We start from the raw sequence: 25,110 nt of genomic DNA, 5'->3' as shown, positions 1-25,110 counted from the left end.
CGTTCAACTCAAGAGGCGCCGCGGGCGCGGCGCCTGATCAGAAAAGACCTCACCAGCCATTCGAGCATCGTCGCCAAAGCCACCACGGCCAAGGCAATCAGAACGATAGGCTGGGCGATGTTCCGTGCCAGCTGTTCACCGGCAAAGAACGCGGAGTAAAGAAAATCGAGCCCAATCGGGTTGAACGCAACGACAGCTCCAAGCAGCAGCGATATCCATGGCCAGCGGGTACGGACATGCAACGTTGCCCCCTTTGCCGCGCGTCAGACCATCATCATGACTGGATTTTCGATCAGCTGCTTGAAGGCGCCGATCAGCTCGGCGCCGAGCGCGCCGTCGATGGCGCGGTGATCGCAGGACAGGGTCACGCTCATCATGTGCGCGATCTCGATCTTGCCGCCGCGCACGACGGGACGCTCCTCGCTGGTGCCTACCGCAAGGATGGTCGCATGCGGCGGGTTGATCACGGCGGTGAAGTGGCTGATGCCGAACATGCCGAGGTTGGAGACCGCGGTGGTGCCGCCCTGGTATTCTTCCGGCTTCAGTTTGCGCGAGCGCGCCCGCGCGGCAAAATCCTTCATCTCGTTAGAGATGGTCGACAGCGTCTTGGTCTCGGCTTTGCGGATGATCGGCGTGATTAGGCCTCCGGGCATCGCGACGGCCACGCCGACATCGGAATGGTGGTGCTTGACCATGCCGGATTCGGTCCAGCTCACATTGCAGTTCGGGATCTTCTGCAGCGCGACCGCCATCGCCTTGATGACGAAGTCGTTGACCGAGATCTTGTAGAGCGGCTTCTTCTCCTTGTCCTTCGGCGCGGCGGCGTTGATCTCCTCGCGGGCGGCGAGCAGCTTGCCGATGTCGCAGTCGATGGTGAGGTAGAAGTGCGGGACGTTCTGGATCGAGGCGGTCAGGCGCTGTGCGATGGTGCGGCGCATGCCGTCATGCGGGACGACCTCGTAGGAGCCGGGCTCGAACAGCGAAAGGATCTGCTTGTCCGACATGGTCGGCGCGATCACGGGCGCACCGGACGGGGCTGCGGCGGGCGCCTTGAGACCCTTGCCGGACTTGGCCTGCTCGACGTCGCGTGCCACCACGCGGCCATGCGGGCCGCTGCCGGCCACCATCGCAACATCGATGCCGGCATCCTTGGCGAGACGGCGCGCCAGCGGTGACGAAAATACCCGGCCGCCATGGCCGTTGCCATGCGCAGCGGAAGCCGCGGCCTGCGGCGCGGGTGCCGCGGCAGGCGACGATTTCGGAGCAGCCGGTGCCGGTGCGGCAGCAGGAGCTTCAGCGGCTTTGGGCGGCGCAGCCGAGGCGCTTGGCTTGGCAGCCCCGGCGCTCGCGGCCTTCACATCCTCGCCCTCGCCGGCCAATACTGCGATCACGTCGTTGACCGGGACGTCCTGCGTGCCCTCGGGCACCAGGATCTTGGCGATCGTGCCTTCGTCGATCGCCTCGACCTCCATGGTCGCCTTGTCGGTCTCGATCTCAGCAATGACGTCGCCGGATTTGACCTTGTCGCCCTCCTTCTTCAGCCACTTGGCGAGGTTGCCCTTCTCCATCGTCGGCGAAAGAGCGGGCATCAGGATGTTGATGGGCATGCTGACCTCACGAAGAACTTCTAAAAACGTCGTCCCCGGAAGCGAGGACGAACAGACCAGGGTTAGTTGCCGATGTCGCCCTGCCAGAGGCGCTCATTGGCCGGGATGGAACGCCAATTCTTCATCATGGCGATGGAGCGGTCGTCGGCAAGATCGATCCAGGGGATGCCGAACTTGTCGAGGATGTCCTTGGAGCCCGGGAAGGTGACGGATTCCCCGATCACCACCAGCGAGACCTTGAACAAAGCGAGCGCGCCGGCACACATCGAGCATGGCGACAGCGTGGTGTACATGACGGTGTCATGGAACGAGATCACGCCGGCCTCGCGCAGGCAGCTCATCTCGCCGTGCAGGATCACGTTGTTCTCCTGCACGCGGTTGTTGTGGCCGCGGGCGATGACCTTGTTCTCGCGCGTCAGCACCGCGCCGATCGGCAGGCCGCCCTGCGCGATAGACGCCTCCGCCTCGCGGATCGCCTCCAGCATGAAATCGAAATGATAGGGCTCGATCGCCACGGTCAGTGCCCCTTCCCGCGCGGTGTCGTCGTGCCGGTATCGGTCGGCCGCTCGATCTCCGCCTGAAACATCTCGAGGATCCGGTTCAGGGCATCCTCCTCGGTATATTCGCTCTCGCGCGCATAGGCGCGCGCGGCGTGACGGGCGAGATCGACCAGCAACAGGCCCCACATGTCGGGCTCTTCGAAGGCGCGTTGGAACGCCATCGACAGCCCGCCGTCCAGCACGAACACGCGCAGGATCTCAACCGCGTCCTCGCGGGTCATGACGTCGGGCGGCAATGGCTGCTCCTTCGGGCCCGCCATGGTCTACCTGTAGCAGACGGCTTTGGCGGCCTCGACGACTTCGGCCGCCGAGGGCAGCGCGAGCTTCTCCAGGTTCGCCGCATAGGGCATCGGCACGTCCTTGCCGGAGACGCGCGCGACCGGCGCGTCCAGATAGTCGAAGGCGTTTTCCATGATTCGCGCAGCGATCTCGGCGCCGACGCCGCTCTGCGCCCAGCCCTCCTCCACAGTGACCGCGCGACCCGTTTTCTTGACGGAGTTGACAATGGTCTCGGTGTCCATCGGACGCAGCGTGCGCAGGTCGATCACCTCGGCCTCGATGCCGTCCTTGGCGAGTTCGTCGGCGGCCTTCAGCGCATAGGTCATGCCGTTCGACCAGGAGATGATGGTGACGTGGCTGCCGGAGCGCACGATGCGCGCCTTGCCGATCGGGATTACGAAATCGTCGAGCTTCGGCACTGCGCCGGTGTGGCCATAGAGCACCTCGTTCTCGAGGAAGATCACCGGATTGGGATCGCGGATCGCGGCCTTGAGCAGGCCCTTGTAGTCCGCGGCCGAAAACGGCGCGACCACCTTGAGACCCGGGACGTTCGAATACCAGGACGAATAGTCCTGGCTGTGCTGGGCGGCGACACGCGCGGCGGCGCCGTTCGGCCCACGGAACACGATCGAGCAGCCCATCTGTCCGCCGGACATGTAGAGCGTCTTGGCCGCGGAGTTGATGATCTGGTCGATCGCCTGCATGGCGAAGTTGAAGGTCATGAACTCGACGACCGGCTTCAGCCCGGTCATCGCGGCGCCGACGCCGATGCCGGCAAAGCCATGCTCGGTGATCGGGGTGTCGATGACACGCTTGGCGCCGAATTCCTGCAAGAGACCCTGGGTCACCTTGTAGGCGCCCTGATATTCCGCGACTTCCTCGCCCATGACGAAAACGTCGGCGTCGCGGCGCATCTCTTCGGCCATGGCATCGCGCAAGGCTTCGCGGATGGTCTGCGTCACCATCTCGGTGCCTTCGGGCACTTCCGGATCGGGTTCAGTGACCGTCTGCGGTGCGGACGGCGCGGCTTTGGGCTGTGGCGCTTCGGCCTTTGCAGCGGCAGGCGGAGCAGACTCGGCGGCCTTCTCCTGCTTCGCCGGCGCGGGCGCCTTGGCGAGATCCGCGGCTGTCTCGCCATCGGCCAGGATCGTCGCGATCGGCGTGTTCACGGCGACGTCGGCGGTGCCCTCGGGGATCAGGATCCTGCCGAGCGTGCCTTCATCGGTCGCCTCGACCTCCATGGTGGCCTTATCAGTCTCGATCTCGGCGATGACGTCGCCTGACTTGATGGTCTCACCCTCTTTTTTCAGCCACTTGGCGAGGTTGCCCTTTTCCATCGTGGGTGACAACGCGGGCATCAGCACTTGAATTGGCATATCGACTCCAAAAGAAAGCTTGCGCGCGTTCAGCGATAAATGTCGGTCCAGAGCTCGGCGGCGTCCGGCTCGGGATCATGCTGGGCAAAGTCGGCGGACGCGTTGACGATGTCGCGCACCTCGGCGTCGATCGCCTTCAGATCCTGCTCGCTGACCTTGGCGGCCAAGAGGCGGTTGCGCACCTGCTCGATCGGGTCCTGATCGTGGCGGACTTTTTCGACCTCCTCACGCGTTCTGTATTTTGCGGGGTCGGACATCGAGTGGCCGCGATAGCGGTAGGTCTGCATCTCCAGGATATAGGGACCCTTGCCGGCCCGGCACCAGGCCGCCGCCTCGTCGCCAGCGGCCTTCACGGCGCGGACGTCCATGCCGTCGACCTGCTTGCCAGGAATGTTGAAGGAGGCGCCGCGCTTGGAGAAATCCTGCTGGGCCGAAGCGCGCGAGACCGAAGTGCCCATTGCATAGCGGTTGTTCTCGATCACGTAGATCACCGGCAGCTTCCACAGCTCCGCCATGTTGAAGCTCTCATAGACCTGGCCCTGGTTGGCCGCGCCGTCGCCGAAATAGGTGACGCTGACATTGTCGTTACCACGATAGTGGTTGGCGAACGCAAGGCCGGTGCCGAGCGAGACCTGAGCGCCGACGATGCCATGGCCGCCGTAAAAGTGCTTCTCCTTGCTGAACATGTGCATGGAGCCGCCCTTGCCCTTGGAATAACCGCCGCGCCGGCCGGTGAGCTCGGCCATGACGCCTTTGGCCTCCATGCCGGTGGCAAGCATGTGGCCGTGATCGCGATAGCCGGTGATGACCTGATCGCCCAGCTTCAGGGCCATCTGCATGCCGACCACCACGGCCTCCTGGCCGATATAGAGATGGCAGAAGCCGCCGATCGCGCCCATGCCGTAAAGCTGGCCGGCCTTTTCCTCGAACCGCCGGATCAGAAGCATGTCGCGGAGCGCCTTGAGCTCCTGCTCCCGCGTGAATTCCGGGGGCGAACCGCCGTTGGTCTTATCCTGTGGGGTGCTCGCGGCGGCTTTCTTAGGTGCGGCCATAGGAATTCCGGGTCAGAGAAAACTAAGCCCTCTCTAACCCAGTTCAAACGCGCGCGAAAGCACCGGGGCGGAATGATATGACTTTCATTATGCCGCACTGCAACGTGATCGAAATATTGGAAAATCTTTGGCGCCGATGCGGCAACAAATTTAATCACAAGCGATTCGCGGGGCCGCGCCTGGAAGCGCGGCGCCCGTCAGCATCCGTTTGCCGCAGCGAGCGGCGCCAGAATGACGCCGCCCGCTCCTGCCCGATCAGAAGAAGCCGAGCTTCTTCGGGGTGTAGCTGACCAGCAGGTTCTTGGTCTGCTGGTAGTGATCGAGCATCATCTTGTGGTTCTCGCGCCCGACGCCCGACTGCTTGTAACCGCCGAATGCCGCATGCGCGGGATACGCGTGGTAGCAGTTGGTCCAGACCCGGCCGGCCTGGATCGCCCGGCCGAAGCGGTAGCAGCGGTTGGCATCACGGCTCCAGACGCCGGCCCCCAAGCCGTAGAGCGTGTCGTTGGCGATCGCGAGCGCCTCGTCCTCGGTCTTGAAGGTCGTGACCGAGACGACGGGGCCGAAGATCTCTTCCTGGAAGATTCGCATCTTGTTGTGGCCCTCGAATACCGTCGGCTGAACGTAGAAACCGTCAGCAAGGTCGCCGGTCAGGTTGGCACGTCCGCCGCCGGCCAGCACCTTCGCGCCCTCCTGCTTGCCGATGTCGATGTAGGAGAGAATCTTCTCCAGCTGCTCGCTGGAGGCCTGCGCACCGATCATGGTGTCGGCCTCGCGCGGATCGCCTTGCTTGATTGCGGCAACCCGCTTGAGGGCCCGCTCCATGAAGCGGTCATAGATGTCTGCATGGACGAGTGCCCGGCTCGGACAGGTGCAGACCTCGCCCTGGTTCAGCGCGAACATGACGAAACCTTCAATCGCCTTGTCGTAGAAGTCGTCGTCTTCTGCGGTGACGTCCTTGAAGAAGATGTTCGGCGACTTCCCCCCGAGCTCCAGCGTGACGGGAATGAGGTTCTGGCTGGCATACTGCATGATCAGCCGGCCCGTCGTGGTCTCGCCGGTGAAGGCGATCTTGGCAATCCGTGGGCTCGAGGCCAGCGGCTTGCCGGCTTCGAGGCCAAAGCCGTTGACGATGTTGAGGACGCCGGGCGGCAAGAGATCGCCGACGATCTCGGCCCAGACCATGATCGAGGCCGGCGTCTGCTCGGCGGGCTTGAGCACCACACAATTGCCGGCGGCCAGCGCGGGCGCGAGCTTCCAGCAGGCCATCAGCAGCGGAAAGTTCCAGGGAATGATCTGGCCGACCACGCCGAGCGGCTCGTGGAAATGATAGGCGATGGTGTCCTGGTCGATCTCGCCGAGCGAGCCTTCCTGGGCCCGGATGGCGCCCGCAAAATAGCGGAAGTGATCGATCGCAAGCGGCAGGTCGGCGGCGCGGGTCTCGCGAATCGGCTTGCCGTTGTCCCAGGTCTCGGCGATGGCGAGGCGCTCGAGATTTTCTTCCATGCGGTCGGCGATCGTATTCAGGATCGCGGCGCGCTCGGCGGCGCTGGTGCGTCCCCAGGCAGCCTTGGCGGCATGCGCGGCGTCGAGCGCAGCCTCGACGTCCTGTTGGTCGGAGCGCGCGATCTTGCAGACGATCTGGCCGTTCACCGGCGAGGCATTGTCGAAATACCGTCCCGAGACCGGCGCGACGAACTTGCCGCCGATGAAGTTGTCGTAGCGTGCGGCGAAGGGATGCTTGGTGACGCTGAGGAATTCCACCTTGTTCATTGATCACTCCCGATGTTTGCTGTTTGCGCAAATTCGTCGCGTGGTCGCGACTTGCGCCGACGATGTCGCGGGAGTGATGTTCTGTCAGCCCGGGCGGAAACGATGCTGGAGCCGACCTGTCGCAGTTCTGCGACAGTCGCTGCGGCTGCATGAAGGATGGATCATGATCCGGCGAAATCGTAAATTCAGTGGTTCAGCCCGAACCGGTTGAGCTTTCGGTGTAGCGTGGCGCGGCTGACGCCGAGGGCCTTGGCGGCCGCCGAAACATTGCCACCCGCGCGGAGCAGCGCCCGCTGCAAGACCGCGCGCTGACCGCCGGCAAGGTGGTCGTGCGCGGTATCGCCGCCGAGGAGATCGGCCGCGGGCACCGGCTGCAACGGGCGGCCGGGTGCAAGCCCAAGCCCCACCCGGGCGGACCTTGTCGCGCCGATCACGAGATCATCCGCATCGACCGCGACCAGACCGCCGTACTGGCCATCCGTGGCTTGCGTCAGCACGATGCGGGCATGGGCGAACGCCTTGCGAAACAAATCGGCCTCGATCCGCCTGGCCGCTTCACCCGCCGCGAGCGCGATCAGATTGGCAAATGCGTCGGTGCGGTCAGCGCGGCAGGAGGAGACGTCGAGCACGCCGGCGAGACTCCCGTCGTGGTCGTAGATCGGAACGGCGGTGCAGCTCAGTAGCGTGTTGCGGGTGAAGAAGTGCTGATCGCGGTCGATCGTCAGCGGACGCTGCTCGACGAGGCAAGTGCCGATGCCGTTGGTACCCTCGTGCTCCTCACTCCACAGCGCACCGGTCCACAGGCCCCAAGACTGAAAGGTGGCATCGTCGGCCGGACTGCCGCGACGATCGACCGGCACGCCGTCGCTATCGGCAAGCAGCACGCAGCAGCCGGCGGCGCCGACCGCCTGGTACAGCCGGTCCATTGCACCCCGCGCGGCGGCCAGCAGCGGCGCGATGCGCTCGCGCGCCGCTCGCAACTCGGCTTCGCTCAGCCGCATCGGCGAGTGACGGCCGCCGGGATCGAGATGATGCAGCCGGGACGAGCGGCGCCACGAGGCCACGAGCGCGGAGCGAGCCGCCTGGCCTGACGCGATGGCAGCCTCGACGCGGGCCGCGTGATGCCGGGGGGCTTGCCCATTCATCACTGTTTCCTCCGGGTGGCAATCTAGAACGTGCCGACGCTGCCTGATTGATCTGCGTCAAACCTGGTGTGCAGCGTGGAGAAGGCATGAACCGGGGACGTCGTCGCCGTCAAGGCTGCAGTCCGGCCCAAGCCTACGACTTTCGGTAGAACTGAGACCGCCCGTCGGTTTTCGGCAGCGACTTTCAATGCGTTTCGAACGCTGCGGAGAAAGGGCTAGTTCGCCGGGGTCATCCGAATGAGATCATGCGGATTGGCATAGTCGAGCTGAAAGCGGGCCCGCTCGTCCAGCATGTCGGGATCGATCTTCTCCGAGCGCAGCAGCGATACGCGCTGCTCGCTCCTGGCGCGCTCGCGCTTGAGCTGCGCAAGTTCGCTCGTCAGGGCGATGATCTCCTGGTCGAGTTCCTGGCGCGCATTCAGGCCGTATTTGCCGGTATAGGCGTTGACGCCGAAATAGCCGACGATCGCAGCCGCCATCGCGTAGAGGGCGAGACCGGTCAGGATCGATTTCAGGCGCGCGCGGGAGACCATTTTGGCAATGATGGGACAGGTTGGTTAAGGGAGTGCTAATTTCCCCTGCCCGGTCGGTTGCATAGAAGCGCGATAGACGGGGCTCTTTCTCACTAGCCGTCATGCCCGGGCTTGTGCCGGGCATCCACGTTCTTCGTCACCACAAGGAAAGACGTGGATGGCCGGGACACCTAGCGCGAAGGCGCGCTTCGCGCTTCTGCCCGGCCATGACGGAGACTTGGGTGTGGGCTTCAGCCGTGATGCTTCGCCACGTGCGCGGCGAAGGCGTCGACATAGGCCTGGAGCACGGGCTTCAGCGAGTCCTTGATCAGGTTGCCGTCCGCGTCGAAGGCATCGCCGACGGCGTTCAGGTACATCTCAGGCTGCTGCATGATCGGACCGGCGATGCCGGGCAGGATGTTCTGGAGGGTCTTTGCGGCGCTGACGCCGCCGAGCGGGCCCGGCGAGTTGGAGATGATGCCGACCGGCTTGCCGTTGAACGAGCTCTTGCCATAGGGCCGCGAGGCAACGTCGATGGCATTCTTCAACACGCCCGGGATCGCGCGATTGTATTCCGGCGTGACGAACAGGACGCCGTGCGACTTCTGGAGTTCTTCGCGGAAGGCCAGCCAGTCCGCCGGCGGCGCGCCCTCGAGGTCCTGGTTGAAGAACGAGATCCCCGCCGGCGTGACGACCTCGAGTTTGAGAGATGCCGGCGCGAGCTTGGCCAGCGCATTGGCGATCTTCAGCGAGAAGCTGTCCTTGCGCAGGCTGCCGGCGATGGTGACGATGTTGTAGGCCATGGTTGTCCTCGAAATCTTCAGCGGGAGTGTAGCGCCGGCACTTAAGCGATCCCGGCCGATGCATGCAAGTGCATGAACCGATCCGATTTGGAAACACTGAGTTTCGCGAAAGGAGACCGTCGCCCCAAAACAATCAGGCCGCCACAAGGCGGCCTGATCGTCGAATGCGATGTCGGACTGATCAGATCGTCGGATTCTGGGCCAACAGAATCATTTATTCGGATTGATGAGGAATTTCTCGCCGGTCGCCCGTTTGGCGTACACCGCGATATTGACCGGATCGAGCGCCTCCTGAAGCGACACCACTTTGGTGTAGTGGCTGGCAAAGGTCGTCTTCAACTCATCGACCACGCGCTGGCGAAGCTTCGCGACATCCGCCTGCCCGATCTTCATCAGGAACGGAAACAGCAGCCAGCCGCCGACGCCCCAGGCCATGCCGAAGCCGCGCGGCAGCTCAATCGGCCGAGTGTCGAGCGCGCCGTAGACGTAGACCTGCTTGTGCACGTTGGAGCCGTAGCGGCTGTACTCCTTGGCGGTCTTGTTGATCGCGGCTTCCATGCAATTGAGGATGTCGCCGGCGAGCTTGCCGCCGCCGATCGCGTCGAAGGCGATGGTGGCGCCGGTCTCGACCAGCGCATTGGTGAGATCGTCAAGGAAGCTCGGCGCGGTGGAGTCGACGACATATTTGGCGCCGAGCTTGTGCAGGATGTCGGCCTGTTCCTTGCTGCGCACGATATTGACCAGCGGGATGCCGTCCTTGATGCAGATCTTGTTCAGCATCTGCCCGAGATTGGAGGCGGCCGCGGTGTGCACCAGCGCCTTGTGGCCCTCGCGACGCATGGTCTCGGTCATGCCGAGCGCGGTGAGCGGATTGACAAACCAGGACGCGCCCTCCGCTGCGGTGGTGCCTGCGGGTAGCGGCTGGCAGTCCCTCGCCTTCAGGGTTCGGTACTGCGTGTACATGGCACCGCCGATCATCGCGACGGTCTTGCCCATCAGCGCCTTCGCAGCGTCGGACGAGCCGGTCTTGATGACAACGCCTGCGCCCTCATTGCCGACCGGCATGGACTCGTCGAGCCGACCCGCCATCGCCCGCATCGCGCCCTCCGGCACCTTCGCGGTGATGACTGGAGACTCCTTCGTGCCCGACACCTTCGCCGTGCTCATGTCGGCCGCGCCAACCAAAAGCCCGAGATCGGACGGGTTGATCGGCGCCGCCTCGACATGGACGACGACCTCGTCCGGGCCGGGTTCGGGGGTCGGCACGTCGACCAGCGAGATCTCGAGCTCACCGCTCTTCTTGATCAGCGAACGCAGTTGCAGGCCGTTGTTGCCGTCGCTCATGTCGATCCTCCCCTGTGTTGTCAAAGCGCCGGCTTATGCCAGCGCCTTCAGTGCCATCTTGCCGCCGTAGAGCGCCTGCTTGCCGAGCTGCTGCTCGATGCGCAGGAGCTGGTTGTATTTGGCGGTGCGGTCGGAACGCGCCAGCGAACCGGTCTTGATCTGTCCGCAATTGGTGGCGACCGCGAGATCGGCGATGGTGGAATCCTCGGTCTCGCCGGATCGATGCGACATCACCGAGGTGTAACCGGCTTTGTGCGCCATCTCGACGGCGGCGAGCGTCTCGGTCAGCGTGCCGATCTGGTTGACCTTGATCAGGATCGAATTGGCCCGGCCGGCCTTGATGCCTTCGGCGAGGCGCTTGACGTTGGTGACGAAGAGGTCGTCGCCGACCAGCTGGCACTTCTTGCCGATGAGGTCGGTAAGCTCCTTCCAGCCGTCCATGTCGTCTTCCGACATGCCGTCCTCGATGGTGACGATCGGATAGCGCGAGACCAGATCGCCAAGATATTTGGCCTGCTCGGACACCGAGCGGGTCTTGCCCTCGCCTTCGTAGACATACTTACCGTCCTTGAAGAACTCGGTCGAGGCGCAATCCAGCCCGATCACGATATCGGTGCCGGCCTTGTAGCCGGCCTTGCCGATAGCGTTCATGACGAACTCGAGCGCGGCGTCGGCCGACGGCAGGTTCGGGGCAAAGCCGCCCTCGTCGCCGACATTGGTGTTGTGGCCGGCCTTCTTCAGCTCCGACTTCAAGGTGTGGAAGACCTCGGCGCCGTAGCGAAGGCCCTCGGCGAATGAGGACGCACCCACCGGCAGGATCATGAACTCCTGGAAGTCGATCGGGTTGTCGGCATGCACGCCGCCATTGATGATGTTCATCATCGGTACCGGCAAGAGCCGCGCCGAGGTGCCGCCGACGTAACGGTAGAGCGGCATGTCGAGCGAGTTCGCGGCCGCCTTGGCGCAGGCCAGCGAGACGCCAAGGATGGCGTTGGCACCGAGCCGGCTCTTGTTCGGCGTGCCGTCGAGGTCGATCATGATCTGGTCGATCTGGACCTGCTGCTCGGCATCAATGCCGCTCAGCGCCTCGAAGATCTCGCCATTGACGGCGCCGACCGCCTTGGTCACGCCCTTGCCGAGATAGCGGGCCTTGTCGCCATCGCGCAGTTCCACGGCTTCATGGGCGCCGGTGGAGGCACCTGACGGCACCGCGGCACGGCCAAGCGCACCGTCTTCCAGCACGACATCGACCTCGACGGTAGGATTGCCACGGCTATCCAGGATTTCGCGGCCGATGATGTCGATGATGGCGGTCATGATGGTGCACTTCCGTTCGTTAGGTTTGATCGGTTCGTCGCGGGTCTTACACGGAGCGCAAGCAAATGTGAACGCTTAGGCGGCGCCCTTCGACTGACGCGTGAAGCGGCTCGGACTAAACTTGACCCTGCCTGATCTGCGCGTCCAACCTCCATCTCAAACAGTCGGGGTAACGCCATGAATCGCCGCCAGTTTCTTGCCTCGAGCGCCGCCCTGTTCGCGATCCGCCCAAGTTTTGCGCAGGAGGGACCGTTCCGGACAAAATATTTCCCGCTCAGCCCCGGCATCGGCCTGCATGACGTCGCGCCCGCGCCCGACGGCACGGTCTGGTTCACTGCGCAGGGCCAAGGCATGCTTGGCAGGCTCGATCCGAAGGACGGCAGTTTCAAGACCGTCAGCCTTGGCCAGGGCGCCGCCCCCCATGGCGTGACGATCGGCCCTGATGGGGCGCCCTGGATTACCGAAGGCGGCCAGAACGCGATCGCGCGGGTCGATCCGGCGGATTTGAAGGTCACGTTGTTCCGCTTGCCGGAGAAATTCGCCTCCGCCAATCTCAACACCGGCGTGTTCGATAAGGCCGGCACCTACTGGTTCACCGGACAGTCCGGCTATTATGGCCGGCTTGCGCCAAAATCCGGCGACATGACGGTGTTCAAGGCGCCGAAGGGCGTCGGGCCCTACGGCATCACCGTCACACCCAAGGGCGACGTCTGGTATGCCTCACTCGCCGGCAGCCATATCGCGAAGATCGACCTGGCGAGCGGCCATGCGACCGTGGTCGAGCCGCCGACGCCGAACCAGGGCTCGCGGCGGGTCTGGTCGGATTCGAGGAGCCGGATCTGGGTGAGCGAGTGGAACAGCGGCCATGTCTCGGTGCACGATCCCGCCGATGGCTCCTGGAAAACCTGGAAGTTGCCGGGCGAGCGTCCGCGCGCCTACGCGGTCTATGTCGACGACAAGGACAAGGTCTGGCTGAGCGACTTTTCCGCCAATGCGATCGTGCGCTTCGATCCCATAACCGAAAAATTCACCAGCTTTCCCAGCGACCGCGCCAACGCCAACGTCCGCCAGCTCGACGGCCGGCCGGGCGAACTCTGGGGCTGCGAGTCCGGCAACGACCGCGTGGTCATGATCCAGACGACCGCAACCGGTTGACGACCGCCACAATTGCGTCCATCCCGGCGTCCTCTGGAGCGCGATCCCATCGCGCTCCAGTTTTGATTGAGCATGATCTTTTCGGAAAAACAGGCATCCACTTTTCCGGATCATGCTCGAAAGGATGCAAACGATGGCGAAGAAATCTCTCCAGCTCGGCCGCGCGGTCGAATGGCCGCACACACCGGAGGAAGCGCAGCTCGACCGCGTGCCTAATCCGCAAAAGGGCACCGACTTTCTGGTGCGGTTCACCGTGCCGGAGTTCACCTCGCTCTGCCCGGTCACGGGACAGCCGGATTTCGCGCATCTGATGATCGACTACGCACCGGGTCCGTGGCTGCTGGAATCGAAGTCGCTCAAGCTCTACATCGCGAGCTTCCGCAATCACGGCGCCTTCCACGAAGACTGCACCGTGATGATCGGCAAGCGCATCGCCGCCGAGATCAAGCCGAAATGGCTGCGCATCGGCGGCTATTGGTATCCGCGCGGCGGCATCCCGATCGACGTGTTCTGGCAGACCGGCCGCGTGCCGAAGGGGTTATGGGTGCCGGAGCAAGGCGTCGCGCCGTACCGCGGGCGGGGCTGATCTGCGGTGTGCTTGCTGGCCGATCAATGCCCGCTCAGCACCAGCGTCTGGATCGGCAGCAGCAGGGCCTGAATCCGCAACAACATGGCGTGCACAAGTCCGGTCGCATCGACGACATGCAAACCGAAGCTCTTGAACGCGCTGAGCTTCCCCGACGAGATCAGTTCGTGATTGCTGGTATAGGCGTTGGCGACACAACTGCTGCCGGGCGTCACGCCCTCCAGCCCGCCCTTGTAGATCGGCTCCATGAAAACCAGGATGGTGCCGGGACGCACGACCTGCTGCGCCTCGATCAATTGTTCGCCGCCCCTGAACTGCCCCGCCGCGATGTAGTCCTGCACGTTGGTCACGACCATCGGAATGATCGTCCACGGCTTGGAGATGCAGGTGGCTTCGGCCACCATTCCGACCTTCATGACCTGAGCCTCGATCTGCCCAAACCCCGCCATGAGCGCGCGCCGTCCCGCTCCTTCCGGGATCAGAACACCGGCTGACCGTATCATCGGATTGACGATATCGCCCGGCCGTAGCCCGAACTGTTCGACCCGCCCGTCGACGCCGGCGCGAATAAAGGTCTTGTCCAGATCGACCTGCGCTTCGGCCAGCGCCGCCTCGGCGCTGGCCTTCTCCGCCGGCAATAGAGCGCTCAGTCGCGTCATTACGGATTGCCTGGAAGCAGTCGCTGCGTCGAGGGCTCCCTGGCGCCCCGCGGCAACCACTTCGAGTTTTTCGATGTCGCGTTGCGGAACGATGCCGGGGTTGCGCTTCTGCAATTCGCGTTTGGTGTCGAGCTCGTCCGTCGCCTGCTGCAACGAACCCTTTGCCTCCTGAAGCTGCCCGTCGGCCTTCAAGACGTCGGCTTGCGCCGCCAGCATCGCGGCATCGACTTCGGCGATCTTGCGCTTGGCTGTCAAAAGCGAGGCTTCCTGCTTGGCGCTGTCGAGCCGGAAAAGCACATCTCCTTTTTTGACGGACGCGCTGACATCGACATGAACTTCCGCGACCCGACCTGTGACTTCCGAGATGATCGGAACGGTCCGATAGAACAACGTCGCCGACGAGGTCGACGGATGGAAATAGAAGATCATCGTGATCAGCGACACCGTCAACATCAGGCAGGCGACGATGCCAAATCGCAGTTCAAACCAGACCGAATAGAGCGTGATTTCGTGCCCGATGCGCTTACCCTGCCGATAGCGACGGTAGAGGTAGTCCGGAAATATGGTGAGGAGCGAACAGAGGAGCAGCTCAAGCATGGCCGTGCACCTCGCTCTTGGCGCTGCCCTTGGCATCGGCGGCTGCAGAAGTGTGCACTGCAGCGGCTTCATGTGGCGGCTCGGTCGAGTCTTGCTCCGGCGCAACACCAGCCATCTTCTCCACCGATCCGGCAATCTTGCGCAGCGGCGTGCTGAAGTCCGGCAGATCGATCATGGCGAGGAACAGGCCGATCACCCAGAACAGGTGGTTGTGAGTGAACAGCGCCAGCAGCCCCAGCACGGCCACGATTTCAAACTGCAGCTTCTGCGATTTGTGCGCCATCCGCTCCGGCAGAGTGTGCAGATGCAGATAGAAGTTGCCGACCGCGAGAACGGCGCCGACCAGAAAGATGCCGATGACAAGCATCAGAACATCAGTGTCGCCAGGCGCGGTGATGAAGGAAGGCAGGTGATGGGGGGCGGCGGGATGCAGCGGTTCACTCACGCGTCACTCCCTGAAATTGTATTGGGGACTCACCGCTCCGAATTCATTGTTTCACAATGCGGGAACTTGGCAAGCACAAAGCCGGTGCCGGTTAAGGGCAGGCTTGCTTGCCAATCCTAATAAGCGCTAAGCAGGTCGACCTTCGCATTGGCGAGCACCAGCCGCCGCGCCAGGATGGCGGCGAGGTTGCGCATGATCTTCAGCGAGGTCTCCAGGTGCACGCGGCGGTAGTCGGCAAAGCTGTCGAGCGGCAGTTCGAGGCAGGTGACGGGCGCATCGGCGAAGACGTCGGCGCTGCGGCTTTTCTCGAGCATCGCCATCTCGCCGAACGCCATGCCGGGTCCGAGCGAAGCCAGCCGCACGCCACTTCGCAATTTAACACTGACCATGCCGCTCTGGAGGAAGAACAGCGAATTGGCAGCCGCGCCGGCCGCGATGATCCGCTGGCCGGCCGCGTAGTGCCGCATGGTCGAGAGCTTGACGATGGCGGCGATCTCATCAGTGTCGAGCTCGGCCAGCAAGGCCTGCTCAACGAGATGCGCGCTCTCCTTCACGTCGGTGAAGCCGCCGAAGCGATAGATCAGCTGGTCCTCGGCCCATTCGATAGCGTCGTCGAGCAGCGCAAAGCGGCGCAGCCGGCGCGGCTCCGCGGTGCGCGCCGAGACCGCCGTCCACACGGCGGACGTCTCCTCGAAGCCGGACAGAATCGTGGTGATACCGATATTGCGAAGCGCGGTCAGAGTTTCCCCGAGCAACTCGGCGCCAGCCGCGGTGATGTCGGGAACGCGGCGGAAATCGATGATCAACAGCGGCGCGTTCGGCGGCTCGCTGGCGAGCCTTCGCGTGATGTAATCGATGGTGCCGAAACTGAGCGCGCCGACCAGCTCGAGGATGCGGACGTCGCTGTGGCGATCATCGAGGATCTGCTGCTCGTGCGGCGGGCGGCTGCGGCGCGAGGAGATGCCGTAGGCGTCGTAATCCGCCATGATGCAGGTGCGGACGTCGGCATTGCGGTTGAGCATGTGCAGGTCGAACCGCGCCGACAGCGCCTCGCAGACTTTCAGGCCGCGCACGCTGTTGAAGTGATTGTCGAGCAGCGGCGAGAAGGTGCCGAGCCCCAATTGCGACGGCAGCGCCGCGACGATGCCGCCGCCGACGCCACTCTTGGCGGGGATGCCGACGCGATAGGTCCACTCGCCGGCATAGTCGTACATGCCCGAGCTGGTCATCACCGACAACGTGCGGGCGACGATATGCGGCGTAATCACCTGCGCACCCGTCACCGGATTGATGCCGCGATTGGCGAGCGTGGCCGCCATCACCGCCAGATCGCGTGCGGTCACCAGGATCGCGCATTGCCGGAAATATACGTCAAGCACCGCATCGACGTCATCCGGAAGCACCGCGTAATTGCGCAATAGCCACGCGATGGCGCGGTTGCGGTTGCCGGTCGCGGTCTCCGAGGCATGCACGGCCTCGTCGACGCCAAGCTCGCGCCCGGCGAACTGGCTGAGCTTGGAGCGGACGCGCTCGAAGGCGCCCTTCCCGTCCACCTCGTAGATCAGGCCGGAGCAGGCGATTGCGCCGGCATTGACCATGGGGTTGAAGGGGCGGTTGTCGTTGGTGAGCCGGATCGAATTGAAAGCCTCGCCGCTCGGCTCGACGCCGATGGTGGCGGCGACGCGCTCCTCGCCGACCATCTCCAGCGCCAGCGCGAACACGAAGGCCTTCGAAACCGACTGGATGGTGAACGGCACCTCGCTATCACCGACTTCGTAGATGTGGCCGTCAATGGTGACGAGCGCGATCCCGAAATGGTCGGGATTGGCGCGCTTCAGCTCCGGAATGTAATCGGCAAGTTCGCCCGAACCGTCGAGCCTGAATTCCGCGTGGCAATCGGTCAGGAAGCGCCGTAGCGGTGGCCTGGTAGGATATCCGGTTGGTCGGGTCGCGCCGGCTGCGCTGGGCGAACGGCTGGGCTGGGCGTCCACGGTCTCTCACCTCGATTTGCTCAAAATCGAAGCAATCCTCGTGCCATGCATGCGGGAAGCGGCCGTGACACTCAAACACGATGAGCGGTAGTTTGATACTTCCTTCAAGCCCGCGCGTCGGATGGTGCACGCGGCTTGAGCAACCGGGCGCAGACGACACCGAGGACCACCATGATCGCGGCGCTCGCGAACAGCGTCGGCACCTTGCCGCCATGCTGGAGTCCGAAGCCATAGGCGAGCGGTCCGACCGTTTGTCCCATAAAGAAGAAGAACGAATGCAGCGACAGCGCGGTGGCGCGCGCCTCGACCGAGAGCTCGCTGGCAAAGACCTGAAGACAGCCATGGGCGATGTAGAAGCCCCAGCCCATCACCACGAGGTTCAGCGCCTGCACTTCCCAGCGCGGACCAAAGGCGACAGCGACGAGCTGCGAGGCCACCAGCGTCATGCCCGCGATCATCATTCCCTTCATGCCCAGCCACGGCAGCAGGCGTGACACGGTCATCGTGTAGAACAAGCCGCCGACCGCAAAGCCTGCGATCACGATGCCGGCAATCGAGAGCGAGGTCTGGCCGAGCTCGAACAGGAACGAGGCGATGTAGGGAAACAGGCCGAGCACACAGCAGCCTTCGACGAACACCGCCGAATAGCAGACATAGGCGTTCGGATTGGTGAAGATGGTGCGATAGCCCGCCTTCAACGCCGACAGGCTCGTCTTCGGCGGATGCTTGACCTTCGCACCATGAAAGCCGGCCCCCACCGCGATCGATGCGACGATCACCAGTACGCCGAGCACCGCCAGCACGCCGCGCCAACCGAGAAAATCGCCGATCAGGCCGGAGGCCGAGGCGCCGAGCAGGTTTCCGGTCATTGCGCCGGCGAGCGTGCGGCTGATCGCGACCTGCCGCTTCTCTGGCCCTACAAGATCACTGGTCAGGCTTAGCGCGACCGGAAACACGCCGCCCGAACCGATGCCGGCGAGGATGCGACTGGCGAAGAGCAGCGAGAACGAGGTCGAGAGCGCACCGAGAATGTTGGCAAGACCGAGCAGCGCGAGACAGCCGATCATCAACCGGGTCTTGCCGAACAGATCGGCGGCGGCGCCGACCAGCGGCTGGATGATGGAAAAGGTGAAGGCGAACACAGCGGCAAAGCCGGCGGCAGTCGCGATGGTGACGCCAAAATCCTCGGCGACATGCGGCAGCACCGGATCGAGCGCCCGCGCCGACAGCGCCGCAGCGAAGCTCGCGCCGGAGATGACGTAGAGCGCGGCCGGCAAACTGTGCTCGTGCGGCCGCGCCTCGCCTTGCTGCATCAATGCGCGCCGGCCTGACACGAATGCTTGGCCAGCGCGTCGAACGCCATCAGCGTGCGGATCAAGCCTTCGAATTCGCGGAGCGGCACCATGTTGGGACCGTCGGAAGGTGCACGATCGGGATCGGGATGGGTCTCGATGAAGACGCCGGCAACGCCGACCGCAACGGCCGCGCGCGCCAGCACCGGCACGAATTCGCGCTCGCCGCCCGAGGACGTCCCCTTCCCGCCCGGCTGCTGCACCGAATGGGTGGCGTCGAAGATCACGGGCGCGCCGGTGGTGCGCGCCAGGATCGGCAGCGCGCGCATGTCCGAGACCAGCGTGTTGTAGCCGAAGGAGGCGCCGCGCTCGGTGACGAGCACGTTGGGATTGTTGGCGCTTGTGACCTTGGCGACGACGTTCGCCATGTCCCACGGCGCCAGGAACTGGCCCTTCTTGACGTTGACGACCTTGCCGGTTGCGGCCGCCGCCAGCAGCAGATCGGTCTGCCGGCACAGGAACGCCGGAATCTGCAACACGTCCACCGCCTGCGCCACCTCGGCGCACTGCGCGGCGTCGTGCACGTCGGTCAGCACCGGCAGGCCGAGCGACGAACGGATCTCCGCGAAGATCGGCAGCGACTGCGCAAGCCCGAGCCCGCGCGCGGCCGACGCGCTGGTGCGGTTGGCCTTGTCGAACGAGGTCTTGTAGACGAGGCCGACCTTCAGCCGCGCCGCGATCTCCTTCAGTGCAGAGGCCACCTCCAGTGCATGCTGGCGGCTTTCGAGCTGGCACGGACCTGCAATGATCGAGATCGGCAGATCATTGCCGAATTTGACCGAACCAATGGTGACCACCGGCGCCGCTGAATTCGAAGAGCTCAAAGCCAATTTCCCTCGTTTCGCCGCGACCATAGCGGCCGAACGGGTCGGATCAACCCCATTCGGCCCGGCCATTCGAATATCAGGGTTGCGCCAAAGCTCGCAGCAAGGCTCCCCCGAGCTCGCTACTTCACCGATGAGAAAGCGGTCGGCGTCAGGAGCTGGCTGACGATGTTGCCGACGATCTGGCCGTCGGCTTCAGACTTGGCTCGCGCATCCATCCAGTCCGGATCGGTCATGAACGCGCCCCATTTCTTCTCGCGCTCGGCAAGCGACTCCCAGGCCAGGAAATAGGTCAGCTCCTGGTTGGACTCGCCGATCAGCGTGGTGAAGAACCCGGCCTGGCGGATGCCGTGCTTCTCCCACAGCTTCAGTGTGGCCGTCTCGAACCGCTTCAACAGCGCCGGCAAACGGCCCGGCACGCAGCGATACTGGCGCATTTCATAGATCATTCTTGTTCCTCCCTGATGATCTAGGGGGGTTATAACGGCTGGCCGTGACGGTGTCTTCGGCCCTGCCGACGCAGCCCGTGGCGCCTGGCGCATGGCTGCCGGCGCATGGCCGCCGGCAAATGACTGCCAGCTCTTCCACGGCCATCACGTCGCGCCTGGTTCCCGTAATGCTGCCGCAATGATACTGCCGCTAGAACGACTCGGTCGAGGCTCAGGTACCGATCATGCGGATTTTGCTCGTCGAGGATGAGGCCGAAATGGCCGGAGCGCTAACGTCTGCGCTCAAGCGCTATGACATGATCGTCGATCACGTGCCCACGCTGGCCGAGGCGGAAGAGGCCATATCCGCCGACGTCCACGCCGCCGTCCTGCTCGATCGCCAGCTGCCCGACGGCGACGGTCTCGCCCTGATCCCGAAACTGAGAGCGCGCGCCGACGGCGTGCCGATCATCGTGCTGACGGCATGCGGCGAACTCGCCGACCGCATCGCCGGGCTCGACCGCGGCGCGGACGATTATCTGGCAAAACCATTCGCGGTGGAGGAATTGCTAGCCCGCCTGCGCGCGGTGTTGCGCCGGCCCGCCGGGCTGCAGCCCGACATCATGCGCGCCGGCCGCCTCGCCTTCGACTTCGGCCATCGCGAGGCCAGCGTCGAGGGGGTTCCGCTCGAACTGCCGCGGCGCGAGCTCCTCGTGCTGGAAGCCCTGGTCCGCCGCATGGGCCGCACCGTGCTGCGCTCGGCGCTGGAAGAGGCCGTCTACAATTTCGACGACGAGATTCAATCGAACGCGCTCGATACGCATGTATCGCGGCTGCGCCGCAAGCTTGCCGAAGCCGACGCGCGCGTGGAGATCCACGGCATCCGCGGCGTCGGCTATCTCCTGAAGAAACTGCCGTGAGCAGGCACGCCGACCCATATTACCTGCGCTCCCGGCTGAGCTGGCGGCTGCTTTCGCTCCAGGCCGCGCTGCTGGTCGCTTTGGTCGTCGTCATCATCGGCGCGCTATGTGCGTCTGGCTTCGTGCTGGTCCAACGGGACGAAGATCGCGCGATCGAAATCGTGCAACGCGCGCTCGCGCGCGACGCACAGGGCGGCCTGACGCTGCGGCCGACGGCCGAGCTGAAGCAATTGCGTGAGGAGACGCCCGACCTCTGGTTGCTGGTCCGCGACAGGCAGGGGCATTCGCTCAGCGAAGGCTCCGTGCCGGCCGAATTCGCCGGAATCGGCGGCGCCCTCGACCAGATCAGTCAGGCCCGCCTCGGCTGGCAGCTGTTCGAGGACGATCCACGCAAGCCGCCAGCACGGTTGAAGCGCATCAACACCGACGCCGGCAACGTCCAGGTCATCACGGCGACACAGGGAAAGCTCACCGGCGCCAAGGCGGTCTTCACGACCTCGCTCGTGTTGCTCGGCATCACGCTCCCCGGCTTGCTCTTGATGGGGACCGCCACGTTGATCGCAACGCCGATGATCATGCGGCGCGCCTTCAGAGGCCTGGATACGACGGCGGACCAGGCGCGGCGGATCGACATCCATCAGCGCGGCGCGCGATTGTCGGTGGAGCAGATTCCGCTTGAGGTCGTGCCGCTCGTGGCCGCGGTCAACGACGCGCTGGCGCGCTTCGATCAGGGTTACGCCCGCCACAAGCGCTTCGTCGCCGACGCCGCGCACGAGCTGCGCACGCCGATCGCGATCCTGAATACGCGGTTGGAGTCGCTTCCATCGGGACCGGACAAGACCCGCCTGATCGAGGACGCCGCGCGGCTGGCAACGCTTGCCGAGCAATTGCTGGACATCCAGCGGCTGGACCGCTGCGGGCATCCATTCGCGCCTGTCGACCTGGTCTGCGTCGCGCAAGGCGTTGCCGCCGACCTTGCCCCGCTGGCGATTGCCGCCGGCTACGAACTGGCCCTCGATTCGCCGGCGACGCCGATCGAGGCGCTCGGCGACGCCGCAGCGCTGGAGCGCGCGCTGACCAACCTCGTGCAGAACGCGATCCAGCACGGCCCTCGCCGCGGCACCATCGGCATTCGCGTCAGCAAGCCCGCGACCATCGAAGTCACCGACGAAGGGGCCGGCATCCCGGCCGATCAGCGCGAACAGATCTTCGAGCCGTTCTATCGGCTCACGCCGCTCGATCGCGGTGCCGGGCTCGGCCTCAACATGGTGCGCGAGATCGTGCTCCTGCATGGCGGCCACGTCTCCGTGTTGGACATAGCGAGCGGTGGCTCCTGTTTCCGGATCACGCTGCCGCCGATCCGGCAAAGCTGATTCAATCAACACACGCAATGTTGTCGCAATGCACTTCCGCGACATTGCGAGCTGCCTCGCCTTCCGATTTGCGAGGCGCGATCAAAATGCTGGAGTGCGCATGCCCAATGATTTCCTCTCATTCTTTCTGTCCTGGATGTCGGCCCCGCGTCGGGTCGGCGCGATCGCGCCGTCGGGCGCCGCGCTCGCCGATCTCATCACCCGCGAGATCACCGCAACGACCGGTCCGGTCCTCGAGCTCGGCCCCGGCACCGGCGCATTCACCTACAAGCTCATCAAACGCGGCGTGCGCCAGCAGGACCTCACGCTGATCGAATACGGCTCGGACTTCATGAAGCTGCTGCAAATGCGCTTTCCCGGCGCGCGCGTCTTGTGGATGGATGCGGGACGGCTCACGACGGAGCACCTCTATGACGGCGCGCCCGTCGGCGCCGTCGTCAGCGGCCTGCCGCTCCTCAACATGTCGACGCGCAAGGTCATCTCGATCGTCGGCGGGGCGTTCCGTTACGTCCGCCCGGGCGGCGCGTTCTATCAGTTCACCTACGGCATGAGCTGCCCGGTGCCGCGGCCGGTGCTCGACCGGCTGGGCCTGCGCGCAAAGCTGGTGGATCGCGCCTTGCTGAATGTGCCGCCAGCCGCCGTCTACAAGCTGACGCGACGGCCGCAGATGAAGATCGTCACGGGATCGCTGGCGCCTCAGGCTTCAACGCCAGTCACGCCGGAGTCAATGCATCCCGAGCGTGGCTACATCGCCGCGCCCTGAGGCATCACACCAGGCGGCTCTGCACCATCGCTGCCTGAATGAACGAGGCGAACAGCGGGTGCGGTTCGAACGGGCGCGACTTCAGCTCGGGGTGGAACTGCACGCCGATGAACCAGGGATGATCCTCGTACTCGACGATCTCAGGCAGCACGCCGTCGGGCGACAGGCCTGAGAACTTCAGGCCGTGCTGCTCGAGGCGGTCCTTGTAGGCGGTGTTGACCTCGTAGCGGTGGCGGTGGCGCTCGGAAATCTCCGTCGCGCCGCCATAGACCTGCGAGACGCGGCTGCCACGATTGAGTGCTGCTGGATAAGCCCCTAACCGCATCGTGCCGCCGAGATCGCCGGCCTTGGAGCGCTTCTCGAGCTCGTTGCCGCGCAGCCATTCCGTCATCAGACCGACCAGGGGCTCCTTGGTCGGGCCGAACTCGGTCGAGTTGGCTTCCTCGATGCCGACGAGATTTCGGGCAGCCTCGATCACCGCCATCTGCATGCCGAAGCAGATGCCGAAATACGGCACGTCGCGCTCGCGCGCGAACTGCGCCGCGCGGATCTTGCCTTCGGCGCCGCGCTGACCGAAGCCGCCGGGCACGAGGATGCCGTTGACGTGTTCGAGGAACGGCGCCGGGTCTTCCTTCTCGAAAATCTCGCTCTCGATCCAGTCCAGATTGACCTTCACCTTGTTGGCGATGCCGCCATGCGAGAGCGCCTCGATCAGCGACTTATACGCATCCTTCATGCCGGTGTATTTGCCGACGATGGCGATGGTGACGTTGCCTTCGGGATTGCGGACGCGCTCGTTGATGCGTTGCCAGCTTTGAAGCGCCGGTGGAATCCGCGAGCCGATGCCGAAGGCGGCGAGCACTTCATCGTCGAGGCCCGCATTATGATAGGCCTCAGGCACGGCGTAGATGTTGTCGACGTCGCGCGCCTCGATCACGGCGCTTTCGCGCACGTTGCAGAACAGCCCGAGCTTGCGCCGCTCCTCCTTCGGGATCTCGCGATCGGTGCGGCACAGAAGGATATCCGGCTGGATGCCGATCGAGCGCAGCTCCTTCACAGAGTGCTGCGTCGGCTTGGTCTTGAGCTCGCCGGCGCTCGGGATGTACGGCAGCAGCGTGAGATGGATGTAGACGGCGTGATCGCGCGGCAGCTCGTTCTTGAGCTGGCGGATCGCCTCGAAGAACGGCAGGCCCTCGATGTCGCCGACGGTGCCGCCGATCTCGACCAAAACGAAATCGAAATCGTCGTTACCGGAGAGAACGAATTCCTTGATGGCGTTGGTGACGTGCGGAACCACCTGGATGGTCGCGCCGAGATAGTCGCCACGGCGCTCCTTGGAGATGATGTCCTGGTAGATGCGCCCGGTGGTGATGTTGTCGGCCTTGGTCGCGGGCCGTCCCGTGAAGCGCTCGTAGTGACCGAGATCGAGATCAGTCTCCGCGCCGTCATCGGTCACGAACACTTCGCCGTGCTGGTACGGCGACATCGTCCCGGGATCGAGGTTGAGATAGGGATCGAGCTTGCGGAGGCGGACCTTGTAGCCCCGGGCCTGCAACAGAGCACCGAGTGCCGCCGAAGCCAGACCCTTGCCGAGCGAAGAAACCACGCCGCCGGTGATGAATATGTACCGCGCCATGGGACTTAACCTCTAATCCCTCGAATCCGATTCGCCAAAGCGATTCGCATTCCGCCCCAAAGAATCTGCGGGCCTGTGGGTGAGCCGAAACAAAGTGTGGTGACAGAGCCTTGATGGGGATTGTTGATGCAGAACGCTAGCTGTCGTCCTGCATGGCCCCCCTGCTTTATTGCGAACGCGGTACCTGCGGCCCGGCGGGCGCCTGGTTCTGCTGCTGCTCGTCGGCTTTCTTCAGCGAATCCAGAATGCCGCCCGATGTCGGCGGCGCGACCGGCGCACCTCCGGCCGGCTGGGTCTGCGACGCCGGCTGGCCAATGATCGAGGAAGGTTTGCGGTCGTAGCCGGCATACCAGGACAAGAACAGGCTGGTGAGGAAGAAGCCGGCGGCCAGGACCGCCGTTGTCCGGGACAAAAGATTCGCGGTGCCCCGGCTCGACATGAAGCCCGCGCCTCCGCCCATGCCGAGGCCACCGCCCTCCGACTTTTGAAGTAGGACGGCACCGATCATGACGGCGACGATCATGAGGTGGATGACGATGACAACGGTCTGCATAGTATCCTTCCGTCACAAGCCGATAGCGCCGGTACCGGCAGCCGATCGCGCTTCGCGGGT

At 64.3% G+C, this 25,110-nt stretch carries 25 protein-coding genes; 5 read left to right on the top strand and 20 right to left on the bottom strand.

Going from position 1 to position 25,110, the window contains the following annotated elements; genetic code table 11:
• Positions 1-8 precede the first annotated feature (8 nt).
• From FXV83_RS15045 to eno, 12 genes are all read right to left on the bottom strand, one after another.
• Complete coding sequence (locus tag FXV83_RS15045) at positions 9-242, bottom strand: hypothetical protein (RefSeq protein WP_148740195.1); 234 nt, start codon at positions 240-242, stop codon at positions 9-11.
• Positions 243-263: 21 nt separating this feature from the next.
• Positions 264-1,607: a pyruvate dehydrogenase complex dihydrolipoamide acetyltransferase gene (locus tag FXV83_RS15040; protein WP_148740194.1), complete on the bottom strand. Its 1,344-nt coding sequence runs from the start codon at positions 1,605-1,607 to the stop codon at positions 264-266.
• A 62-nt stretch (positions 1,608-1,669) separates the two neighbouring features.
• Positions 1,670-2,122 carry a nucleoside deaminase gene (locus FXV83_RS15035; protein WP_148740193.1) on the bottom strand — a complete coding sequence of 151 codons (453 nt, stop codon included), beginning with the start codon at positions 2,120-2,122 and terminating at the stop codon, positions 1,670-1,672.
• 2 nt (positions 2,123-2,124) lie between these two features.
• A complete protein-coding gene (locus tag FXV83_RS15030) occupies positions 2,125-2,427 on the bottom strand; it encodes a DUF5076 domain-containing protein (protein ID WP_092181243.1) in 303 nt (100 codons plus the stop codon).
• Between the two features lie 3 nt (positions 2,428-2,430).
• A complete protein-coding gene (locus FXV83_RS15025) occupies positions 2,431-3,822 on the bottom strand; it encodes a pyruvate dehydrogenase complex E1 component subunit beta (RefSeq protein ID WP_148740192.1) in 1,392 nt (463 codons plus the stop codon).
• 29 nt (positions 3,823-3,851) lie between these two features.
• Complete coding sequence (pdhA, locus tag FXV83_RS15020) at positions 3,852-4,874, bottom strand: pyruvate dehydrogenase (acetyl-transferring) E1 component subunit alpha (protein WP_148740191.1); 1,023 nt, start codon at positions 4,872-4,874, stop codon at positions 3,852-3,854.
• Positions 4,875-5,129: 255 nt separating this feature from the next.
• A complete protein-coding gene (adh, locus tag FXV83_RS15015; protein ID WP_148740190.1) occupies positions 5,130-6,647 on the bottom strand; it encodes an aldehyde dehydrogenase in 1,518 nt (505 codons plus the stop codon).
• A 185-nt stretch (positions 6,648-6,832) separates the two neighbouring features.
• Positions 6,833-7,792, bottom strand: a complete 960-nt coding sequence (locus tag FXV83_RS15010) for a helix-turn-helix domain-containing protein (protein ID WP_187435913.1) — start codon at positions 7,790-7,792, stop codon at positions 6,833-6,835.
• Positions 7,793-8,007: 215 nt separating this feature from the next.
• A complete protein-coding gene (locus FXV83_RS15005; protein WP_148740188.1) occupies positions 8,008-8,325 on the bottom strand; it encodes an FtsB family cell division protein in 318 nt (105 codons plus the stop codon).
• 230 nt (positions 8,326-8,555) lie between these two features.
• A complete protein-coding gene (locus FXV83_RS15000; RefSeq protein WP_148740187.1) occupies positions 8,556-9,107 on the bottom strand; it encodes an NADPH-dependent FMN reductase in 552 nt (183 codons plus the stop codon).
• Positions 9,108-9,317: 210 nt separating this feature from the next.
• Complete coding sequence (locus FXV83_RS14995) at positions 9,318-10,451, bottom strand: zinc-binding dehydrogenase (RefSeq protein WP_148740186.1); 1,134 nt, start codon at positions 10,449-10,451, stop codon at positions 9,318-9,320.
• Positions 10,452-10,484: 33 nt separating this feature from the next.
• Positions 10,485-11,768 carry a phosphopyruvate hydratase gene (gene eno / locus FXV83_RS14990; protein ID WP_148740184.1) on the bottom strand — a complete coding sequence of 428 codons (1,284 nt, stop codon included), beginning with the start codon at positions 11,766-11,768 and terminating at the stop codon, positions 10,485-10,487.
• Positions 11,769-11,945: 177 nt separating this feature from the next.
• Here eno and FXV83_RS14985 point away from each other — a divergent pair, with 177 nt between their 5' ends.
• Both FXV83_RS14985 and queF read left to right on the top strand, forming a co-directional pair.
• Entirely contained in the window at positions 11,946-12,923 is a 978-nt protein-coding gene (locus FXV83_RS14985) for a Vgb family protein (protein WP_148740182.1), read from the top strand.
• A gap of 124 nt (positions 12,924-13,047) precedes the next feature.
• On the top strand, positions 13,048-13,509 hold the full coding sequence (queF, locus tag FXV83_RS14980) for a preQ(1) synthase (protein ID WP_148740180.1): 462 nt from the start codon (positions 13,048-13,050) through the stop codon (positions 13,507-13,509).
• A 23-nt stretch (positions 13,510-13,532) separates the two neighbouring features.
• On the opposite strand, the gene FXV83_RS14975 is transcribed toward queF, so the two are convergent.
• The 6 genes from FXV83_RS14975 to FXV83_RS14950 all read right to left on the bottom strand — a co-directional run bounded on the left by FXV83_RS14975 (position 13,533) and on the right by FXV83_RS14950 (position 19,826).
• Positions 13,533-14,765 carry an HlyD family secretion protein gene (locus FXV83_RS14975; RefSeq protein ID WP_148740178.1) on the bottom strand — a complete coding sequence of 411 codons (1,233 nt, stop codon included), beginning with the start codon at positions 14,763-14,765 and terminating at the stop codon, positions 13,533-13,535.
• On the bottom strand, positions 14,758-15,210 hold the full coding sequence (locus FXV83_RS14970; protein ID WP_148740177.1) for a hypothetical protein: 453 nt from the start codon (positions 15,208-15,210) through the stop codon (positions 14,758-14,760). Before FXV83_RS14970 ends, FXV83_RS14975 begins: the two co-directional genes overlap by 8 nt.
• A gap of 116 nt (positions 15,211-15,326) precedes the next feature.
• Positions 15,327-17,201 carry a glutaminase A gene (gene glsA, locus FXV83_RS14965; RefSeq protein ID WP_148740175.1) on the bottom strand — a complete coding sequence of 625 codons (1,875 nt, stop codon included), beginning with the start codon at positions 17,199-17,201 and terminating at the stop codon, positions 15,327-15,329.
• A gap of 104 nt (positions 17,202-17,305) precedes the next feature.
• On the bottom strand, positions 17,306-18,514 hold the full coding sequence (locus tag FXV83_RS14960) for an MFS transporter (RefSeq protein WP_148740173.1): 1,209 nt from the start codon (positions 18,512-18,514) through the stop codon (positions 17,306-17,308).
• Positions 18,514-19,377, bottom strand: a complete 864-nt coding sequence (gene kdsA / locus FXV83_RS14955) for a 3-deoxy-8-phosphooctulonate synthase (protein WP_148740171.1) — start codon at positions 19,375-19,377, stop codon at positions 18,514-18,516. The genes FXV83_RS14960 and kdsA overlap by 1 nt, the downstream gene beginning before the upstream one ends.
• A 122-nt stretch (positions 19,378-19,499) precedes the next feature.
• Complete coding sequence (locus FXV83_RS14950) at positions 19,500-19,826, bottom strand: NIPSNAP family protein (protein ID WP_148740169.1); 327 nt, start codon at positions 19,824-19,826, stop codon at positions 19,500-19,502.
• Between the two features lie 224 nt (positions 19,827-20,050).
• Between FXV83_RS14950 and FXV83_RS14945 the strand changes: the two genes are divergently transcribed.
• From FXV83_RS14945 to FXV83_RS14935, 3 genes are all read left to right on the top strand, one after another.
• Positions 20,051-20,725, top strand: a complete 675-nt coding sequence (locus FXV83_RS14945) for a response regulator transcription factor (protein WP_148740168.1) — start codon at positions 20,051-20,053, stop codon at positions 20,723-20,725.
• The gene (locus tag FXV83_RS14940) at positions 20,722-22,098 is read left to right on the top strand and encodes a sensor histidine kinase (protein WP_148740166.1); all 1,377 of its coding nucleotides are present in this window, start codon (positions 20,722-20,724) and stop codon (positions 22,096-22,098) included. The genes FXV83_RS14945 and FXV83_RS14940 overlap by 4 nt, the downstream gene beginning before the upstream one ends.
• Before the next feature lie 100 nt (positions 22,099-22,198).
• The gene (locus FXV83_RS14935) at positions 22,199-22,861 is read left to right on the top strand and encodes a class I SAM-dependent methyltransferase (RefSeq protein WP_187435912.1); all 663 of its coding nucleotides are present in this window, start codon (positions 22,199-22,201) and stop codon (positions 22,859-22,861) included.
• Between the two features lie 4 nt (positions 22,862-22,865).
• On the opposite strand, the gene pyrG is transcribed toward FXV83_RS14935, so the two are convergent.
• Both pyrG and secG read right to left on the bottom strand, forming a co-directional pair.
• Positions 22,866-24,497, bottom strand: a complete 1,632-nt coding sequence (gene pyrG, locus FXV83_RS14930) for a CTP synthase (RefSeq protein ID WP_148740162.1) — start codon at positions 24,495-24,497, stop codon at positions 22,866-22,868.
• 166 nt (positions 24,498-24,663) lie between these two features.
• Positions 24,664-25,050 carry a preprotein translocase subunit SecG gene (secG, locus tag FXV83_RS14925; RefSeq protein ID WP_148740160.1) on the bottom strand — a complete coding sequence of 129 codons (387 nt, stop codon included), beginning with the start codon at positions 25,048-25,050 and terminating at the stop codon, positions 24,664-24,666.
• Positions 25,051-25,110: the final 60 nt, after the last annotated feature.

The organism is Bradyrhizobium hipponense, assembly GCF_008123965.1.
In the GTDB taxonomy this organism is placed as follows: Bacteria; Pseudomonadota; Alphaproteobacteria; order Rhizobiales; family Xanthobacteraceae; genus Bradyrhizobium; species Bradyrhizobium hipponense.
The sequence above is the reverse complement of the archived record's forward strand: the minus strand, read 5'-3'. Positions and strand labels throughout refer to the sequence as shown.

What these genes read in the sequence shown, in the direction of transcription:
- FXV83_RS15040 (WP_148740194.1), bottom strand. Translation starts at nt 1,607, where the DNA reads ATGCCCATCAACATCCTGATGCCCGCTCTTTCGCCGACGATGGAGAAG.
- FXV83_RS15030 (WP_092181243.1), bottom strand. Translation starts at nt 2,427, where the DNA reads ATGGCGGGCCCGAAGGAGCAGCCATTGCCGCCCGACGTCATGACCCGC.
- FXV83_RS15025 (WP_148740192.1), bottom strand. Translation starts at nt 3,822, where the DNA reads ATGCCAATTCAAGTGCTGATGCCCGCGTTGTCACCCACGATGGAAAAG.
- pdhA (WP_148740191.1), bottom strand. Translation starts at nt 4,874, where the DNA reads ATGGCCGCACCTAAGAAAGCCGCCGCGAGCACCCCACAGGATAAGACC.
- adh (WP_148740190.1), bottom strand. Translation starts at nt 6,647, where the DNA reads ATGAACAAGGTGGAATTCCTCAGCGTCACCAAGCATCCCTTCGCCGCA.
- FXV83_RS15010 (WP_187435913.1), bottom strand. Translation starts at nt 7,792, where the DNA reads ATGAATGGGCAAGCCCCCCGGCATCACGCGGCCCGCGTCGAGGCTGCC.
- FXV83_RS15005 (WP_148740188.1), bottom strand. Translation starts at nt 8,325, where the DNA reads ATGGTCTCCCGCGCGCGCCTGAAATCGATCCTGACCGGTCTCGCCCTC.
- FXV83_RS15000 (WP_148740187.1), bottom strand. Translation starts at nt 9,107, where the DNA reads ATGGCCTACAACATCGTCACCATCGCCGGCAGCCTGCGCAAGGACAGC.
- FXV83_RS14995 (WP_148740186.1), bottom strand. Translation starts at nt 10,451, where the DNA reads ATGAGCGACGGCAACAACGGCCTGCAACTGCGTTCGCTGATCAAGAAG.
- eno (WP_148740184.1), bottom strand. Translation starts at nt 11,768, where the DNA reads ATGACCGCCATCATCGACATCATCGGCCGCGAAATCCTGGATAGCCGT.
- FXV83_RS14985 (WP_148740182.1), top strand. Translation starts at nt 11,946, where the DNA reads ATGAATCGCCGCCAGTTTCTTGCCTCGAGCGCCGCCCTGTTCGCGATC.
- queF (WP_148740180.1), top strand. Translation starts at nt 13,048, where the DNA reads ATGCAAACGATGGCGAAGAAATCTCTCCAGCTCGGCCGCGCGGTCGAA.
- FXV83_RS14975 (WP_148740178.1), bottom strand. Translation starts at nt 14,765, where the DNA reads ATGCTTGAGCTGCTCCTCTGTTCGCTCCTCACCATATTTCCGGACTAC.
- FXV83_RS14960 (WP_148740173.1), bottom strand. Translation starts at nt 18,514, where the DNA reads ATGCAGCAAGGCGAGGCGCGGCCGCACGAGCACAGTTTGCCGGCCGCG.
- FXV83_RS14950 (WP_148740169.1), bottom strand. Translation starts at nt 19,826, where the DNA reads ATGATCTATGAAATGCGCCAGTATCGCTGCGTGCCGGGCCGTTTGCCG.
- FXV83_RS14945 (WP_148740168.1), top strand. Translation starts at nt 20,051, where the DNA reads ATGCGGATTTTGCTCGTCGAGGATGAGGCCGAAATGGCCGGAGCGCTA.
- FXV83_RS14935 (WP_187435912.1), top strand. Translation starts at nt 22,199, where the DNA reads ATGCCCAATGATTTCCTCTCATTCTTTCTGTCCTGGATGTCGGCCCCG.
- pyrG (WP_148740162.1), bottom strand. Translation starts at nt 24,497, where the DNA reads ATGGCGCGGTACATATTCATCACCGGCGGCGTGGTTTCTTCGCTCGGC.
- secG (WP_148740160.1), bottom strand. Translation starts at nt 25,050, where the DNA reads ATGCAGACCGTTGTCATCGTCATCCACCTCATGATCGTCGCCGTCATG.